Origin of the sequence: Synechococcus lacustris Maggiore-St4-Slac (assembly GCF_024345595.1) — a bacterium.
Lineage (GTDB): Bacteria > Cyanobacteriota > Cyanobacteriia > PCC-6307 > Cyanobiaceae > Synechococcus_D > Synechococcus_D lacustris.
Map to the genome: position 1 here is coordinate 104,751 of NZ_JAGQBK010000004.1, position 15,849 is coordinate 120,599.

The following is a 15,849-nucleotide window of genomic DNA, read 5'->3' on the forward strand; positions in this document are numbered from 1 at the left end:
GCATTAAGAAGCAACGATTGTGCTGCCTGCTACCCCCCTATGGCTGAAAAAACTCCAATCGCCCCAGATAAAAACAGGCTTTGGCAGCAATTGCCCAGCTTGCTAATCGTTGCTTGCTTAGCCCTGCTGTTGCGTTGGGCTGTGTTGGAACCTCGCTGGATTCCCTCCGGATCAATGCTGCCAAGCCTGGAATTGCAAGACCGGATTTTGGTGGAAAAAATCAGTAGCCGCCTGCGTTTAACTCCAAAAAGGGGAGATGTTGTTGTTTTCAGGGCGCCAGAGGCTTTAGTGCGTTCGGGTTACAACCCCAAAACAGCCTTGATTAAAAGAGTTGTGGGGCTTCCCGGCGATCAGTTGGAGGTGAGCAATGGCCAATTGAGGCGCAATGGCCTTGTGGCGAGCGAACCATGGCTAGATCAAACCATGGAATACAGCATGGAAGCGATCGAGGTGCCCCAGGGCCAGCTCTGGGTTTTAGGTGATAACCGCAATGCAAGCCTTGATTCCCACCTATGGGGCCCGTTACCAGAGGAGAACTTGATTGGCACTGCCCTTTGGCGTTATTGGCCCCCAGCTCGGTTTGGTCCGATCACGGCCAAAACAAGCTGAAGGGTCGTAGTTGTTGTAAGTTGTAAGCAGGGCTACAACCGGTGGTGGAGTGTTCAATCCTGAGTTTTTAACTTCCGAATCCGACCCCAGCAGTGGAAATGGTTTGATTCGTTATCTGCAAGACCAAAGCCCAGATGTGCTGCAACGGGTTGCCAGATCAGCTAGCCCTGATATTCAAGAAATCATCCGACACAATGTTCAGGGTTTGCTTGGCATGCTGCCAGGGGAACAATTTGAGGTGAAAATCCAAACAAACCGCGATAATCTTGCCGGCTTGTTGGCATCGGCAATGATGACCGGTTATTTCCTAAGGCAAATGGAACAGCGCATGGAACTAGAGCGTTCCGTATTTGGTGTTGGCGGTGAAAATGACGATGGCGAGATTGAATTTTAATTTAAAAGTTTTTTGCTACAAAGTTTTAGTTCCAAACTTTTAGGCTAGCGGCACGAGTTTTAACTTTTCAAGTTTGCGATTAAAACTACGCAAAAACTCTCTGTTTGAAGCATTCAATACACTTGAATCTGTTGAATCTGCGCACCAACTCTTATACAAGTTTGTAAATGTAGTGCTGTTTACGGCCACCGGCGCATCGAAATGGGCGGGCAGCACCCATTTTATTGGCAATTCACTACATCGAAGTAACCAATCAGCCATTAACGACCTGTGCCTTGGGAAAACCAGTTCCTCAAGGATTGGGGCCACCTGCAAAGCACCGCCTTTGCTGAGTTGCTCAAAGTCTTGCTGCCAAGATTCCTGCCATCGAAATGGGAACAGGCGAAATACTTGGCTAACGGCGGCGGGGCGAAGGTAACAAGCAAATAAAACTAAACGACGCCAACCCTTAAGGCGTTTCTCCGGCGTGTCTAGCAGTGGCTCTTCACCATTTTCGCGAGCGTGGAAAAGTAAAGGCTTGGGATTGTTATCCAACAGTGCAGGCCTCCGGTCGGAAACGGCAATTAGGCCATCTGTAATCAACAAAGAGCCGCTGGCTTGGTGCAGGCAACAGGCTTCAAAAAAGGGCCCCGGCCCGAGGGGTACGGGCCCCAAGCCAAACCAATCGAATTGTTCAGGGTGAGGCGTTCCATCAACAAAAAGTTGCTTTACGCGTTGGCTTGGAAATCCCAACCAAGGCAGGGGTAAAGCGATTGGAAAACTCCATTGACCTGGGGTGACCCACACTTGGGCCCCTGGGAATGACCTTGCCAGGGGCGGCACACCAACCTTGTGCTCCAACCCAGAACTGGTGGGATGCACGATCGTGCATACGGCACCATGCTGAAGTTCAAGCTGCCTGATTAATTCCACACAGGCACTGGTGGTGGCCACCGCGCCATAGAGCAGCAGCCCCCCCTCAATCTTTACAACAAACATTCGGATCGGAACCGCCACATAAAAAACACCCTGCAACTGCTCCAAGGCCCATATCTGCCCTGGGATCAACTCCCTACATAGGGTTTTGCGCTGGCCATAGGGGTATAGGGGCAGCAGGGGCCACCAGGGCCAATTGTCGTTAGCCATGGCGGCTCAATTCGATCAATAAGGATAGGAATACCAGTGCTGGTTCCTGCCAATCGGTAAGATCCCCGCAACCGCAGCCCCAATGGATGGCAAACATCAACCACCCTCCCAGCCGCACGATGCTAAATCTTTTGCATGTGTTGCCTGCCTTTGCTGATATTGATCAGTTGCGCTTGAATGTAATTGTGGAATTAAACTCCATGACGATTAATAAATACGAACTAATAACAGAAACCGGACAGCTCAAGTTGGATCGCGTTGGTTATTCATCCCTTTCCTATCCTTTTGCCTACGGTTGCATACCCCGCACCTGGGATGAAGATGGCGATCCGTTAGATGTTGAAATCGTTGGAGTTACGGAGCCGCTAGTGCCTAACTCCTTGGTGGAAGCGCGGATTATTGGCATCATGACCTTTGATGATGGCGGTGAGGTAGACGACAAAGTTATCTGCGTTTTAGCTGATGACAAACGCATGGATCACATCACAAGCTATGAACAACTAGGTGCCCATTGGCTCAAGGAAACCACCTATTACTGGGAGCACTATAAAGATCTTAAAAAACCTGGCACATGCAAAGTAAATGAATTCCTCAACTGCAACGAAGCCGTGCGTATTATCAAGGAATGCGAGCAGCGCTACCTGGATACAATCGAGCCAAAACTTGTTAATTAATTAGGGCATTAGCTGGGGCCAGAAGCTGTTTTGCAACCGCTTCCCCCACCCGCAAACCGTCGATGCCAGCGGAGAGGATGCCCCCCGCATAGCCGGCACCCTCCCCTGCGGGGAACAGGCCTGGGGTGTTAACGCTTTGAAAGTTAACGCCCCTGCTAATCCGCACGGGTGAACTGGTGCGGGTTTCAACGCCAGTTAACAGCGCATCGCCGTAATCAAAGCCTGGAATCTGCTTAGCAAATGCAGGCAGGGCTTCTCTGATCGCTTCGATTAATTGAGTTGGTAGGGCTGTAGATAAATCGGTAGGTGTTACACCAGGGGCGTAGGAAGGCTGCAAAGGCCCTAAATCAAGGCTGGGCTGCCCTAATAAAAAATCTTCCAACCTTTGGGCTGGGGCGTTGTAGTTTTTTCCGCCCAATAAATAGGCGCGAGCCTCCAACTGGCGTTGGAAGGCAACGCCAGCCAATACACCGTTTGGATAATCAAGCTCGGGGTTAATGCCAACAACAATTCCACTGTTTGCATTGCGTTCGTTGCGGCTGTATTGACTCATGCCGTTCGTAACAACATGGCCCTCCTCCGATGTGGCTCCCACCACCAAACCACCAGGGCACATGCAAAAGCTATAAACACTGCGGCCATTGCTGGCATGGTGAACCAATTTGTAATCAGCGGCCCCCAAAAGTGGATGGCCAGCAAAATCTCCCCAGCGGGCCCGATCAATTAATTCTTGGGGATGTTCTATGCGAAAACCAACGGAAAAGGGTTTGGCCTCCATTTCCACACCCTGCAAGTGGAGTTGAGCAAAGGTGTCGCGGGCACTATGACCAATGGCAAGCACAGCTGCAGTGGTTGGAATTATTTCAGAGTTACTCAGTTGCAGGCCACGCAACTGGCGAGTGCCAGGATCCAAATCAAATCCCACCACCTGCTGCTCAAATCTCACCTCGCCGCCAAGGGCCTCAATTCGAGCCCGCAACTGGCGAACCACACCCACCAACTTAAAGGTACCAATGTGGGGTTTTTGCAGAACTAAGATCTCGGGATTAGCACCACTTTCCACAAATTCTTCAAGCACCCAACGGCCATGTTTTTTACTTTCTTTTACACCTGAATAAAGCTTGCCATCGGAAAAGGTGCCTGCTCCACCTTCACCAAATTGAGCGTTTGAGCGGGGATTAAATGGGCTGTTTCCCTTCCAAAAACCAAAGGTGTCAGCGGTGCGGTTATTAACCGATCGGCCCCGCTCTAGCAACAGGGGTTTAAAACCCTGTTGGGCAAGAAACAAGGCTGCAAAATATCCGCAGGGCCCAGCTCCGATAACCACTGGCCTTGCTTGAAGCCCTGCAGGAGCTGGTAATGAAGGCCTAATTAGTGGTTCTGGCGCAACACCCAATTGGGAATTACCACGCAGGCGACCAAGCACAGCCGCTTCGCTTGCAACTTCAACATCAACGCTATAAACCAATTCAATCGCCTGCTTATCACGGGCATCAATGCTGCGTTTTTTAATAATCAGAGGCCCTAATTCCCCCACTGATAATTTAAGGCGGCGAGCTACCGCCGCCAATAAATCATCGGCTGAATGGTTGAGGGATAGGGCCAGCTGATGGATACGAATCAAGCAAGCCGCGGTGCAATAAGTGCCACAGGTGCACTATCAATAACCGCCAAATCGAGGGGGAAGTTATGGGCGTTGCGCTCGTGCATAACCTCCATTCCCAAGCCAGCTCTGTTGATCATATCTGCCCAGGTGGAGATAACTCGCCCTTGGCTATCCAAGATCGACTGGTTGAAGTTGAAACCGTTCAGGTTGAAGGCCATCGTGCTCACGCCAAGGCTGGTGAACCAGATGCCCACTACGGGCCAGGCTGCAAGGAAGAAGTGCAGGCTGCGGCTGTTGTTGAAGGATGCGTATTGGAAGATCAAGCGACCGAAGTAACCGTGGGCAGCCACGATGTTGTAGGTCTCTTCTTCTTGACCAAACTTATAACCGTAGTTGTGGCTCTCATTTTCGGTGGTTTCACGCACCAAGCTTGAGGTAACCAATGAACCATGCATCGCAGAGAACAAGCTGCCACCAAACACACCGGCTACGCCGAGCATGTGGAAGGGGTGCATAAGGATGTTGTGCTCTGCCTGGAACACCAACATGAAATTGAAGGTTCCAGAGATGCCGAGGGGCATGCCATCGGAAAAAGAACCCTGCCCAAAGGGATAGATCAGAAAAACTGCAAAAGCAGCCGACAGGGGTGCGCTGTAAGCAACACAAATCCAAGGGCGCATACCCAAGCGGTAGGAGAGTTCCCACTGGCGTCCCATGTATGCAGAAATACCAATCAGGAAGTGGAAAACCACCAGTTGATAGGGTCCGCCGTTGTAGAGCCACTCATCAAGGCTGGCGGCTTCCCAGATGGGATAAAAATGAAGGCCAATGGCGTTGCTTGAGGGAATTACAGCGCCAGAAATAATGTTGTTTCCATAGAGAAATGAACCAGCAACGGGTTCGCGAATGCCATCTATGTCAACGGGAGGTGCGGCGATAAAAGCCACGATGTAGCAAATAGTTGCAGCCAGAAGGCAGGGAATCATCAGCACCCCAAACCAACCCACGTAGATGCGGTTATCGGTGCTGGTGACCCACTCGCAGAAGCTTTCCCAACTGCTAATGCGTCCGCTGCGAATGGCGGTAGACATAAGTTCGGTAACAAGGAATGGATTTCGCCCACAGGGGCGATAAAAAAAGACTAAGGATTCCGAACCAATTCACACAAAATATTTTCAGAACTTCGTTAAGTTGGATTAACTTGGGGCTCGATTGCCATTTGGTGCGCCTGCTGCTTTAGCCATTGGCGTGCTTGCTGACCAAATTGGGGCCAATCAAGCTTTTCTTGGGCAACAGCTTTTGCCACCAAGAGGGGCATTTCAAGCTTCAAATTGCCTAATTCAGCCACTGGCACACCCAACGAAAGGGCTAAATAATCAGCCATCGACCGCGCCACAACCCGGGTGAAATAGGCCGCAGCTAGGGCCTGCATCGCGCCCCCCACCAACCAGCTAACACCGTGCAATTTCAACAAACCAGCCACGGCCTGGCTGCCCCACTCAAGCGCGCCAAGGCCCATGGCAGTGCGCGCCAATTCCAAGGCAGCGGTTTGCAACTGATCCGCTGTCCATTCACAACGCCATAGGGCGGCCATTTCCTTAAGCAAAAGGCCATTAACAACGGCGAGCAGCAGCAGATCTGCAGAAGGCAGAGGCGAGGCGAATACCGCCGTTGCCACAAGCCATTGGCTGCGTTGCAAAAGGGGTTGGAGGCGTTTGCGGCGCTCAACCTCTAAAAGCACTTGCCACTCCTGATTCAATTGCCTCAAACAGCGCAACTGGGTAAGCCGTTTTTGCTGGGCGAGCGGTAACAAATCTGCTTTTAATGGGCCATCACAACTCAGCAAGGGCCACCTATCGCCCAACTCACAACTCCACTGCCTGAGGCAATCAAGCTCCCCCTCAGCCAAGAGCAAAGTGGGCATGGCCTGCGGCAAAGCCTCAAGCCAGCGAAGATCTGCCACGGTTGGTGCTCCGGAAAGCACATAAACCAAATGGTCGGCCTGCAGTAATGATTCAGGCCAATTCCATTCAACTGATTCCCTCGGCAGCGGCTGCGCCAGGTGCAATTGCAATGCTGATGATCCCGAAAATGCCGCTAAAATCTGGTTGCTTTGTTCAACAGTTGCTTCAGCGCCAGCCAACACCACGTGTCTGTCGGGGCGTTGGGCAAGGCAGCAAATCTGATCGAGCCGGCTTTGCATCGGGCCGGTGGCAAAACCCAAGGCTTCAAATTGCTCAATTAATTTCTGGCAGTGCTTTTGCATACCATCAACACCTTCGGGCAATTGGCCAACGGTTGGTTTTTTATTGCGCTGCAATAGCCATGCAGCAGCGCCAGCAAATGCCGCCAGGCTCAGGGGCGTACCCAATCCGTGAATAAACTCCCCAACAACCATTCCGCCCGCAAGGGTGAAACCACCACCAATCAATACGGAAGCGGCCAGGCGGTTACGAAAGGGAATGGGGAAAACCGAGTTGGCCATCACTTGCCACTGCGCCTACCAGTTCTAAGCCACAAGCGCCAAACTGGTATTGCTTTTTTTGAATTTTATTCAGCACTTTGCTTCAGTGATCAAAACCATATTTAGCGAGCTACCTCAGCTGCAAAAGCAGTTAAACAACTGCCAACAAGATCTCAAACAGGCCAAAAACTGGCATGCCGATCTACCTGTGCCCCTGCTAGATCGCTGCTGGTTGAAATTGGAGGTGCTTAAGGTCGCTGAATTGCTTTGCCGCCTCCCGGTGGATGCCAGCGCCCATGCTCCCGAATTGGTGCGTTTTCAGGAATTGCGCAATCAAGGCCACAATCCTGATTTAGCTGAACGGATCTGTTGGGATGAATTCACTGCCGAAGCCTGCCACCTGGCCCTGCGGCGCTATTGGGAGGCCCAGGAAACCCCAAAATATTTATGGAATTTAGATAGCTACCTAAACCTTTTGCGGCGCTACCGCAGCAATGTGGAGCAGGGCAATCTGAGCATGCCCCTACTGATCCTGCCGAGGGGATCCGATCGCCAACTCTTGCAATGCCACTGGCTTTAAAAACAACAGGGGGCAGGCGATAGGTCAAACTGGTTCGCTGCAAGCGGTAACGGCGACATGCCCGACCAGGAAAGGGGCCAACGGGGCGGTGAAAGAAGAGACGGAGGTGAGCGCCCAGGTGGTGGCGATCGCCGTGATGGTGGTGGTGGTGGTTTTCGCATTCGCCTAAGCGACAACGAACTACGGGCGGCACGCACCATTCAAGATGCTTTCCAGCTGCGTTCAACGGTTGCAGTATTGGGTTTTGCATTGCGCACGGTTGCCCAGCTCCTCGAGCAGGGCGCCCTATCCGAGCTTGTGGAGGCCCAACAACAGCAGCCACGGGAGCGAAACGAGCGGGGAGAACCCAGGGACAGGGGTGTAAGAGCTGAGAGGGGGGAGAGGGAGGAGAGGGTAGAAAGGGCACCAAAGCCAGATCCCTTCGCTCGCCCGAGCAAACCAGTTGTTGAAGTTGAAGAACCAGAGGTTGAAGAATCTGTGGCTGAAGAAATAAGCGAGGAAACTCCTAGCGAAGAGAGTACGCCTGAATCAGAAACTACAGTAGAAAGCTAATGACAAAACCCAGGGTTCTCTCTGGCGTTCAACCTACCGGTAGTTTGCATCTAGGCAATTGGCTTGGGGCAATACGCAACTGGGTAGATTTGCAAAATAGCCACGACACATTTTTTTGTGTTGTAGACCTTCATGCGATCACAGTTCCCCATGACCCAAAAAAATTAGCAGCAGACACACTCAACACCGCTGCTCTTTATTTGGCCTGCGGCATAGACCCAAGCAAAGCAACGGTATTTGTTCAGAGCCAAGTTGCAGCCCATTCGGAATTATGTTGGCTACTGAATTGCCTCACGCCGTTAAACTGGCTGGAGCGGATGATTCAGTTCAAGGAAAAAGCAATTAAACAAGGCGACAATGTGTCTGTTGGTCTGCTTGATTATCCCGTTCTAATGGCCGCTGATATTCTTTTATATGATGCAGATTTAGTACCCGTTGGAGAAGATCAAAAACAACATCTAGAGCTTGCAAGAGATATTGCACAGCAACGGGTAAACAGTCGATTTGGCAGCGAGGAGCAACCAATTCTCAAGGTACCGAAGCCTTTAATTCTTAAGGAGGGTGCCCGCGTTATGAGCCTCACAGATGGCACAGCCAAAATGAGTAAAAGCGACCCAAATGAAGGTTCCCGCATTAACCTTTTAGACCCTCCCGAAGTAATTATAAAGAAAATAAAACGAGCTAAAACCGATCCTCAAATCGGCCTTGAAATCAACAATCCAGATCGGCCAGAAGCCTCGAATCTTTTGGGTATCTACACTTTGATAAGCGGTTTAGAAAAACAGGCAGTGTTAGACGAATGTGCATCAATGGGTTGGGGGAAATTCAAGCCCCTACTTGCCGATGCATTGGTTGAAGCCCTGAGGCCAGTTCAAAATAATTATCACTCGATAATTGCAGACGCAACTGAATTAAATATTATTTTGGAGCAGGGCAGACAAAAAGCAACTGAAGTTGCAACTAAAACTATTTCTGGCCTGCGGGAAGCAATGGGATTTTTAGCTTATTAATAATTACTTAAAATAAGCTATTTAGTAATCTTTTCCATCGCATCTATTCCGTAATCGGCCGGCACTTTGCACCGTTTCGCAGCCTGCTGCCAGGCCCTATCAAATAAATGCCAACGAAAACTGCGCGGATCACTTCTAGTGTGGCTGCGATCAACGGCTCCATGGCTGGTTATTCGGCGCATTGGTATACCCCAACGCAACTGCCAAACTAAAACCTGCTTAGCTAATTGTTCATATTGTGGATTGCTATAACCACTGTGGCCATCGCCGCTACCGGAGCCATCATTTGGGCTTACCAAACTAATATGTAAGGCCACATTATTTATAGAACCGCCAGCCAAGGCAGTTTTAGCACCGTTGTGACGGATGCTGAAATCACCCCAGGCGCTCCAGCCAGCACCAAAAGCCCGTAATTCATCTGGAACTAAACGATATAAGCTGCCGTTTCTTGCTAAAACGAAATGGTAACTAACCTGATTTAAATCATTCGGATGGGGCGTAGCAAAGAGCTGCAGTGTTTCAGCTAAAGGTAGAACTGTTTCATGCAGCACAATTAAACTTGGTTTATTTGGCACCCACCTGCCAGCTTTATCAAAGGGTCGGCGTATTCCATAATTGCTTGCATCAACAGGGCTAGTAGTTTCCTTTATCCCTAAACTTTTGCGGCAAAGTTCGGCCCCCTTGAGGTTTGGGGCCAAAAGTGCTGCCATGCCACTGGCTTTGCGAGCCTGTTCGGGCTGAAAACCCAGGAGAAAGATCGAAACACAAGGGATTGCCCCAGCAAACAATCCTGCAAGAAACCAGCCAAACTTGTTTGAAAATTTCAAGGTTCCCGGTAAACAACACGTCCCAAATGGTTATTGGAAACATCCAAAAGATCGGCATGCAAAAGCCTATCTATCTCAGCTCGCACCGCAAGCGTATCGATTTGGCCCCTGGGCTCCAGGGCAAGTACAGCATCATTAATACTGAAACCAGCTGGGCCACTGCGGCGAGCCAACTGCAGCAATTGATGCTCGATCGGATCGTGCTGCTCCTTAAGCAGCAATGGGGCATTGGCAGAATCCACCAGGCCCGGAATCAAAAATAAATCTAGAAGTTGACCAATGCCACAGAGGCCGGCGGTGAATAAATAGATGATTCCACTGATCGGCCGGCGGTTATAGAAGCGCTGCACACCACAAACCCCCAGCAGTGACAGGCACCAAAATGCATAGGAGATATCCACTCGCCTCAGTTTGTGCATTAAGGCCTGGCGGAATATCGATGTTCTAGGAAGCGGGCTCACGGCTCGGGGCAACAAATCAAGCTGCGTCCATTAGAGCTGATCCCGTCCCCCCAGATCTGCTTGCGTAAGATCAAGGTTGCCAGGAGTTGCATAGGTGCCGGAATCAACCACTGAGGTTCAAGTTCCCCTCACCCTGCCCAAAACCAGTGAAGACCCAGAATTATTAAAAATTCGACATTCCATGAGCCATGTGATGGCCATGGCTGTGCAGCAGCTGTTTCCAGCTGCAAAGGTAACGATTGGCCCTTGGACAGAAACTGGCTTTTACTACGATTTTGATAATCCGGTTCCCTTCAGTGAAGCGGATTTAAAAGCAATCAAAAAGGAGATGGGCAAAATCATCGCAAGGCGTTTGCCTTTGCAGCGCCTTGAGGTAACAAGGGCTGAGGCGGAAGCCAAGATCATTGCCAATAACGAGCCCTACAAACTTGAAATCCTTGCTGGCTTAAAGGAACCGATAACGCTCTACACCCTTGGCGATACCTGGTGGGACCTCTGCGCCGGGCCCCATGTGGCCCACACCGGTGAATTAAATGCCAAGGCATTTGAGCTGGAAAGTGTTGCTGGAGCCTATTGGCGCGGCGACGAAACAAAAGCGCAACTGCAGCGGATCTATGGCACTGCCTGGAGAACGCCAGAGCAATTAACCGAATACCAAAGGCGTAAGCAGGAAGCCCTCCGCCGCGACCATCGCCGCATTGGCAAGGATCTTGAACTTTTTTCGATCGAAGATGAAGCTGGGGCTGGCCTTGTTTTTTGGCATCCCCGCGGCGCTCGCATGCGCCTGCTGATCGAAGATTTTTGGCGTGGCGCCCATTTTGATGCTGGTTATGAGTTGCTCTATACCCCCCATGTGGCTGATATCAGCCTCTGGAAAACATCAGGACACCTTGATTTCTACGCTGAAAGCATGTTTGGCCCCATGCAGGTGGATGAACGTGAATATCAATTGAAACCGATGAATTGCCCTTTTCATGTTCTAACCTATGCAAGTAAGTTGAGAAGTTATAAAGAATTACCAATTCGCTGGGCCGAGCTTGGCACCGTATATCGCTATGAACGGCCTGGGGTAATGCATGGGTTGATGCGGGTGCGAGGCTTCACCCAGGATGACGCCCATGTTTTTTGCTTACCGAATCAAATAGGCGATGAAATATTAAAAATACTAAATCTCACTGAGGAAATATTATCCACATTTGATTTCACCAATTATGAAATCAACCTCTCCACAAGGCCAGAAAAATCAATCGGTGATGATGCCGTTTGGGATTTGGCAACAAACGGATTAATTGAGGCCCTAAACCGCAAGGGATGGAGCTACAAGGTAGATGAAGGTGGTGGAGCCTTCTATGGCCCTAAAATTGATCTAAAGATTGAAGATGCCATCGGCAGGATGTGGCAATGCTCCACGATTCAGCTGGATTTCAACTTACCTGAACGTTTTGATTTGGAATATGTTGCTGCCGATGGCAGTCGCCAAAGGCCAATCATGATCCACCGGGCCATATTTGGCTCCCTGGAAAGATTTTTTGGAATTATGACCGAAAACTATGCCGGCGATTTCCCCTTTTGGCTAGCACCTGAACAAATACGCCTTCTGCCTGTTACGGATGAGGTGATCGGTTATGCCGAAGCGATCCAGGCTGAATTTCAGAAGGCGGGGATTCGCAGCACAATCGATAGAAGCGGAGAGCGCCTTGGGAAATTAATCAGGAATGGCGAACAACAAAAGATTCCTGTTCTTGCTGTTATTGGCATTCAGGAGGCGGAACAGCAAAGCCTTAGCTTGCGCAGTAGACGCCAGGGGGACCTAGGAATTGTTTCAAAAACAAATTTATTGGCTGCTGCCCAAGAGGCCAATCACAAACGAAACTCAAATTTAACTTTTACAGCATAGATAAGCATTAGTTTAGTAACGAACAAAAATTTTTTATGTCGCTTTTATTAGCTGGTGATCTGGGGGGTACAAAAACCCTCCTGGCCCTTTATGAATCAACGGGTAATCAACTCAATTGCCTCACTCAAAAGCGCTTCGGTTCAGCTGAATGGCCCCACCTGCTGCCAATGCTGCAAACCTTTCTTGGCGAACAGCTAAAAACTGGTTTGCGCGTAGATGCAGCCTGTATTGCCGTGGCCGGGCCAGTGCAGCACGGCAAAGCCACAATCACCAACCTGGCCTGGGACCTCGATCAACAGGAATTGGCAACCAGTAGTGGCTTAGCGCAACTGGAGTTGGTTAATGATTTTGCCGTTTTGGTTTATGGCCTACCCCATTTGAACAGTGAGCAACAAGTAACCATTCAGGTGGGCAGTGCAGATCCAAATGGCCCGATCGCCATCATCGGCGCCGGCACCGGGCTCGGAATGGCAAGGGGTTTTCAACATCATGGTGAGCTGTTATCCCTTGCAAGTGAGGGGGGCCATCGGGAATTTGCACCGCGAAATAGCGATGAAATTCTCTTGGAGGGCTGGTTGCGCAAGCACCTAGGAGTTGATCGCCTCTCGGTGGAAAGGGTGGTGAGTGGCACAGGCCTTGGCCTTATTTATCTCTGGCTTGAGCACTGCGGCGCAGTAGAAGAGCATTTCCCCCTTTCTGAAGCAGCTAAGGCCTGGCGGGATCTTCCCCCCGGCAGCCCCAATCGCCCCGATCTTCCAGCCCTTGTGGCCAAACAAGCTGCCAATGGGGGGCCCATAGCCAGCCGTGCCCAAGAGATTTGGCTTGGCGCCTACGGCTCTGCAGCCGGCGACCTAGCTGTTCATGAAATGGCTTCTGGCGGTTTATGGGTTGGTGGTGGCACCGCCAATAAACAACTGGATGGTTTGAAGTCGCAGGCTTTCCTTAGCGCCATGGCGAAAAAGGGACGCTTCAGTGAATTTGTAGGAAATCTGCCTGTAAAAGCCCTGGTTGATTCAGATGCCGGTTTGTTCAGCGCTGCCTGCAGGGCACGGGTGCTGGCAGAGTGCGCCTAGCAGAGGAATCGCCATGGAGGCGAACGGCCATAGGGCAGCGCCATCCCAACCAAAAATAGGGGAGGCTGTGTTGGTGAATGTGCCAGCCACAACCGCAAATCTGGGCCCTGGCTTTGATTGCCTTGGTGCAGCCCTGGAATTGGGCAACAGGTTTCAACTCACCGTGCTGGAGGGAGGTGGCGGGCGATTTGAACTGGTGATCGAGAGCAGCGATGGCTCCCATCTGCGCGGAGGCCCAGACAACCTTGTTTACCGTTCAGCCCAACGGGTATGGCGAGAGGTGGGCATGGAGCCCATGGCCTTGGAGGCAAGGGTTCACCTGGCGGTTCCTCCAGCTAGGGGCTTGGGCAGCAGTGCCACCGCGATTGTGGCCGGCTTAATGGGGGCAAACGCCTTGATGGGGGAACCCTTAGGCAAAGAAAAACTACTTGAATTAGCAATCGACATTGAGGGCCATCCCGACAATGTTGTGCCGTCTTTGCTTGGGGGTTTATGCCTAACGGCCAGGGCGGCATCCCACCGCTGGCGGGTGGTGCGCTGCGACTGGCATCCCACGGTTCAAGCGGTGGTAGCAATTCCCACAATCCGCCTTTCCACAGCAGATGCCCGCCGGGCAATGCCAAAACACATCGGCATTCCAGATGCTGTTGCGAATCTGGGCTCGCTAACCCTGCTACTGCAAGGTTTACGCACGGGCAATGGCGATTTAATTGCCGATGGCATGCACGATCGCCTGCACGAGCCCTACCGCTGGCCCCTGATCCAAGGGGGCACCGAGGTGCGGAAGGCCGCCATGGGCGCAGGAGCATGGGGCTGCGTAATCAGTGGAGCTGGTCCTAGCTTGTTGGCCCTATGCCCACCAGAAAAAGCTGTTTTGGTGGCCGAGGCAATGGCAAAAAGCTGGGAAGAACGGGGAGTGGGTGCAAGAACAGAAATCCTGCCCCTGCAAAAAGGTGGCAGCAGTTGGAGCAACGCCGCAGAAATTAGCTGAGTAGAACTACTCAGCTGGTGAGGTCAAACTGGTAGGTTGGCCACTGCCCGGTGCTGGTGGCAAACGTTGGATCTAAGCCTGATCGTGTTGCTGCCTCTGGCGGGCGTGCTGATTTTGGCCCTATTGCCGGCGGGCTGGCAAAAGAGCTGTAGGTGGGTGGCTTTAAGCACCCTGCTAGCCGACCTTGGCTTGATGATTTGGTCCTTTTGGCGCCATTTCGATCCAACCTTGGGCAGCTTGCAGTTGGTGGAGCGCATTAACTGGCTGCCTGCCATGGGCCTGCAATGGTCTTTGGCCGCCGATGGAGTTTCAGCACCGCTGGTTTTGCTCAGCGGCCTCGTAACGATGCTTACGGTGGCAGCGAGCTGGAAGATCGAACTCAAGCCAAGGCTCTATTTCGCCCTTCTTTTGGCCCAGGCATCAGCCCAAGCGGTTGTGTTTTTATCCCAAGATTTTCTCTTGTTCTTCTTGGCCTGGGAACTTGAACTGGTGCCAGTATATCTACTAATCGCAATCTGGGGCGGACAAAAAAGACAATATGCAGCTACAAAATTCATTCTCTACACCGCAACTGCATCATTACTAATACTAATTAGCGGCCTTGCTCTAGCTTTTCATGGTGAGGGATTCACCTTGAATTTACAAGAACTATCACAACGCAGTTATAGCGGTAATTTTGGTTTACTTTGCTACCTTGGGTTTTTAATTGGATTTGGCGTAAAACTTCCTATATTTCCCTTGCATACCTGGCTGCCAGATGCCCACGGTGAGGCCAATGCCCCTGTTTCAATGCTCCTTGCTGGGGTGCTACTGAAAATGGGTGGCTATGCGATTCTCCGTTTTAATGTGCAGATGTTGCCGGAAGCCCATCTAAAATTAGCGCCAGCCTTAATGGTGCTGGGAATTGTAAATATTGTGTATGGAGCCCTGAATGCATTCGGGCAAGACAATGTGAAAAGGCGCATTGCCTGCAGCTCTGTGAGCCACATGGGATTTGTGCTTCTAGGAGTTGCGGCTGTTAATGATTTGGGTTTGAACGGAGCGATGCTGCAAATGATCAGCCATGGCTTGATAGCAGCGGGCTTATTTTTTGTTACTGGTGTTTTTTATGAACGCACTAAAACATTATCAATTCCAAACATGGGTGGACTGGCAAAGGTTCTGCCAATTACATTTGCATTATTTCTAATTACTTGCCTTGCCTCATTAGCCCTACCTGGAATGAGTGGCTTTGTGAGTGAAATAACAGTGTTTCTAGGTATAACAAGTAATGATAGCTTTACCATAGGCTTTAGGGTGATAACTATTGTTTTATCTGCAATTGGCTTAATCCTAACGCCAATGTATTTATTAAGTATGTGCAGAAGAGTATTTTTTGGACCCCGTATCCCAGCCCTTGCAACTCTTGGCGACATGAACCCGAGGGAATTAACGATTGCACTTGTGTTGGTGGTGCCAACTCTCATGATCGGCTTTTGGCCCCGCCTTGCCAGCGGCATATACGACGCCACCACAGACGCAATCTCCGCCCAAATCCACAGCTCCCTTGTGGCCCTACTAGAAATGTCATCCGCCATCGGCTGAGC

At 50.9% G+C, this 15,849-nt stretch carries 15 protein-coding genes and 1 pseudogene; 10 read left to right on the forward strand and 6 right to left on the reverse strand.

Going from position 1 to position 15,849, the window contains the following annotated elements; all coding sequences use genetic code 11:
• Window positions 1-39 precede the first annotated feature (39 nt).
• Together lepB and KBY68_RS04745 are read left to right on the forward strand one after the other, a co-directional pair.
• Entirely contained in the window at window positions 40-609 is a 570-nt protein-coding gene (gene lepB / locus KBY68_RS04740) for a signal peptidase I (RefSeq protein WP_255096166.1), read from the forward strand.
• 49 nt (window positions 610-658) lie between these two features.
• A complete protein-coding gene (locus KBY68_RS04745) occupies window positions 659-1,003 on the forward strand; it encodes a DUF760 domain-containing protein (RefSeq protein WP_106500197.1) in 345 nt (114 codons plus the stop codon).
• Window positions 1,004-1,042: 39 nt separating this feature from the next.
• Here the strand turns inward: KBY68_RS04745 and KBY68_RS04750 are convergent, their stop codons facing one another.
• Window positions 1,043-2,128: a DUF4336 domain-containing protein gene (locus tag KBY68_RS04750; protein ID WP_255096098.1), complete on the reverse strand. Its 1,086-nt coding sequence runs from the start codon at window positions 2,126-2,128 to the stop codon at window positions 1,043-1,045.
• 86 nt (window positions 2,129-2,214) lie between these two features.
• Here KBY68_RS04750 and KBY68_RS04755 point away from each other — a divergent pair, with 86 nt between their 5' ends.
• Window positions 2,215-2,802 (forward strand): inorganic diphosphatase, encoded by a 588-nt coding sequence (locus KBY68_RS04755; RefSeq protein ID WP_106500195.1) that lies wholly within the window; start codon window positions 2,215-2,217, stop codon window positions 2,800-2,802.
• On the opposite strand, the gene KBY68_RS04760 is transcribed toward KBY68_RS04755, so the two are convergent.
• The 3 genes from KBY68_RS04760 to KBY68_RS04770 form a co-directional block, all read right to left on the reverse strand.
• Entirely contained in the window at window positions 2,795-4,426 is a 1,632-nt protein-coding gene (locus KBY68_RS04760) for an NAD(P)/FAD-dependent oxidoreductase (RefSeq protein WP_255096099.1), read from the reverse strand. The two genes, KBY68_RS04755 and KBY68_RS04760, sit on opposite strands and share 8 nt — an antisense overlap.
• Entirely contained in the window at window positions 4,423-5,499 is a 1,077-nt protein-coding gene (gene psbA, locus KBY68_RS04765; RefSeq protein ID WP_106500193.1) for a photosystem II reaction center subunit D1, read from the reverse strand. Before psbA ends, KBY68_RS04760 begins: the two co-directional genes overlap by 4 nt.
• 95 nt (window positions 5,500-5,594) lie before the next feature.
• On the reverse strand, window positions 5,595-6,893 hold the full coding sequence (locus KBY68_RS04770) for a YcjF family protein (RefSeq protein WP_255096100.1): 1,299 nt from the start codon (window positions 6,891-6,893) through the stop codon (window positions 5,595-5,597).
• An 85-nt stretch (window positions 6,894-6,978) separates the two neighbouring features.
• Here KBY68_RS04770 and KBY68_RS04775 point away from each other — a divergent pair, with 85 nt between their 5' ends.
• The 3 genes from KBY68_RS04775 to trpS are packed head-to-tail and all read left to right on the forward strand — an operon-like array spanning window position 6,979 to window position 9,014.
• On the forward strand, window positions 6,979-7,452 hold the full coding sequence (locus tag KBY68_RS04775) for a hypothetical protein (protein WP_133165196.1): 474 nt from the start codon (window positions 6,979-6,981) through the stop codon (window positions 7,450-7,452).
• 57 nt (window positions 7,453-7,509) lie between these two features.
• Window positions 7,510-8,004 (forward strand): DUF8668 family protein, encoded by a 495-nt coding sequence (locus KBY68_RS04780; RefSeq protein WP_106500190.1) that lies wholly within the window; start codon window positions 7,510-7,512, stop codon window positions 8,002-8,004.
• Entirely contained in the window at window positions 8,004-9,014 is a 1,011-nt protein-coding gene (gene trpS, locus KBY68_RS04785; RefSeq protein WP_255096101.1) for a tryptophan--tRNA ligase, read from the forward strand. The genes KBY68_RS04780 and trpS overlap by 1 nt, the downstream gene beginning before the upstream one ends.
• Window positions 9,015-9,031: 17 nt before the next feature.
• On the opposite strand, the gene KBY68_RS04790 is transcribed toward trpS, so the two are convergent.
• Together KBY68_RS04790 and KBY68_RS04795 are read right to left on the reverse strand one after the other, a co-directional pair.
• Window positions 9,032-9,724, reverse strand: a complete 693-nt coding sequence (locus KBY68_RS04790) for an N-acetylmuramoyl-L-alanine amidase (RefSeq protein WP_255096102.1) — start codon at window positions 9,722-9,724, stop codon at window positions 9,032-9,034.
• A gap of 113 nt (window positions 9,725-9,837) precedes the next feature.
• Window positions 9,838-10,302 (reverse strand): NINE protein, encoded by a 465-nt coding sequence (locus KBY68_RS04795; protein WP_255096103.1) that lies wholly within the window; start codon window positions 10,300-10,302, stop codon window positions 9,838-9,840.
• Window positions 10,303-10,426: 124 nt separating this feature from the next.
• Here KBY68_RS04795 and thrS point away from each other — a divergent pair.
• The 4 genes and pseudogenes from thrS to KBY68_RS04815 form a co-directional block, all read left to right on the forward strand.
• Window positions 10,427-12,199 (forward strand): annotated as a pseudogene (gene thrS / locus KBY68_RS04800) (threonine--tRNA ligase); the annotation flags it as partial.
• A gap of 35 nt (window positions 12,200-12,234) precedes the next feature.
• The gene (gene glk / locus KBY68_RS04805) at window positions 12,235-13,272 is read left to right on the forward strand and encodes a glucokinase (protein ID WP_255096105.1); all 1,038 of its coding nucleotides are present in this window, start codon (window positions 12,235-12,237) and stop codon (window positions 13,270-13,272) included.
• Between the two features lie 13 nt (window positions 13,273-13,285).
• Window positions 13,286-14,263 carry a homoserine kinase gene (gene thrB / locus KBY68_RS04810; RefSeq protein WP_255096106.1) on the forward strand — a complete coding sequence of 326 codons (978 nt, stop codon included), beginning with the start codon at window positions 13,286-13,288 and terminating at the stop codon, window positions 14,261-14,263.
• Between the two features lie 36 nt (window positions 14,264-14,299).
• The gene (locus tag KBY68_RS04815; RefSeq protein ID WP_255096107.1) at window positions 14,300-15,847 is read left to right on the forward strand and encodes an NAD(P)H-quinone oxidoreductase subunit 4; all 1,548 of its coding nucleotides are present in this window, start codon (window positions 14,300-14,302) and stop codon (window positions 15,845-15,847) included.
• The last annotated feature ends 2 nt before the right edge of the window (window positions 15,848-15,849 follow it).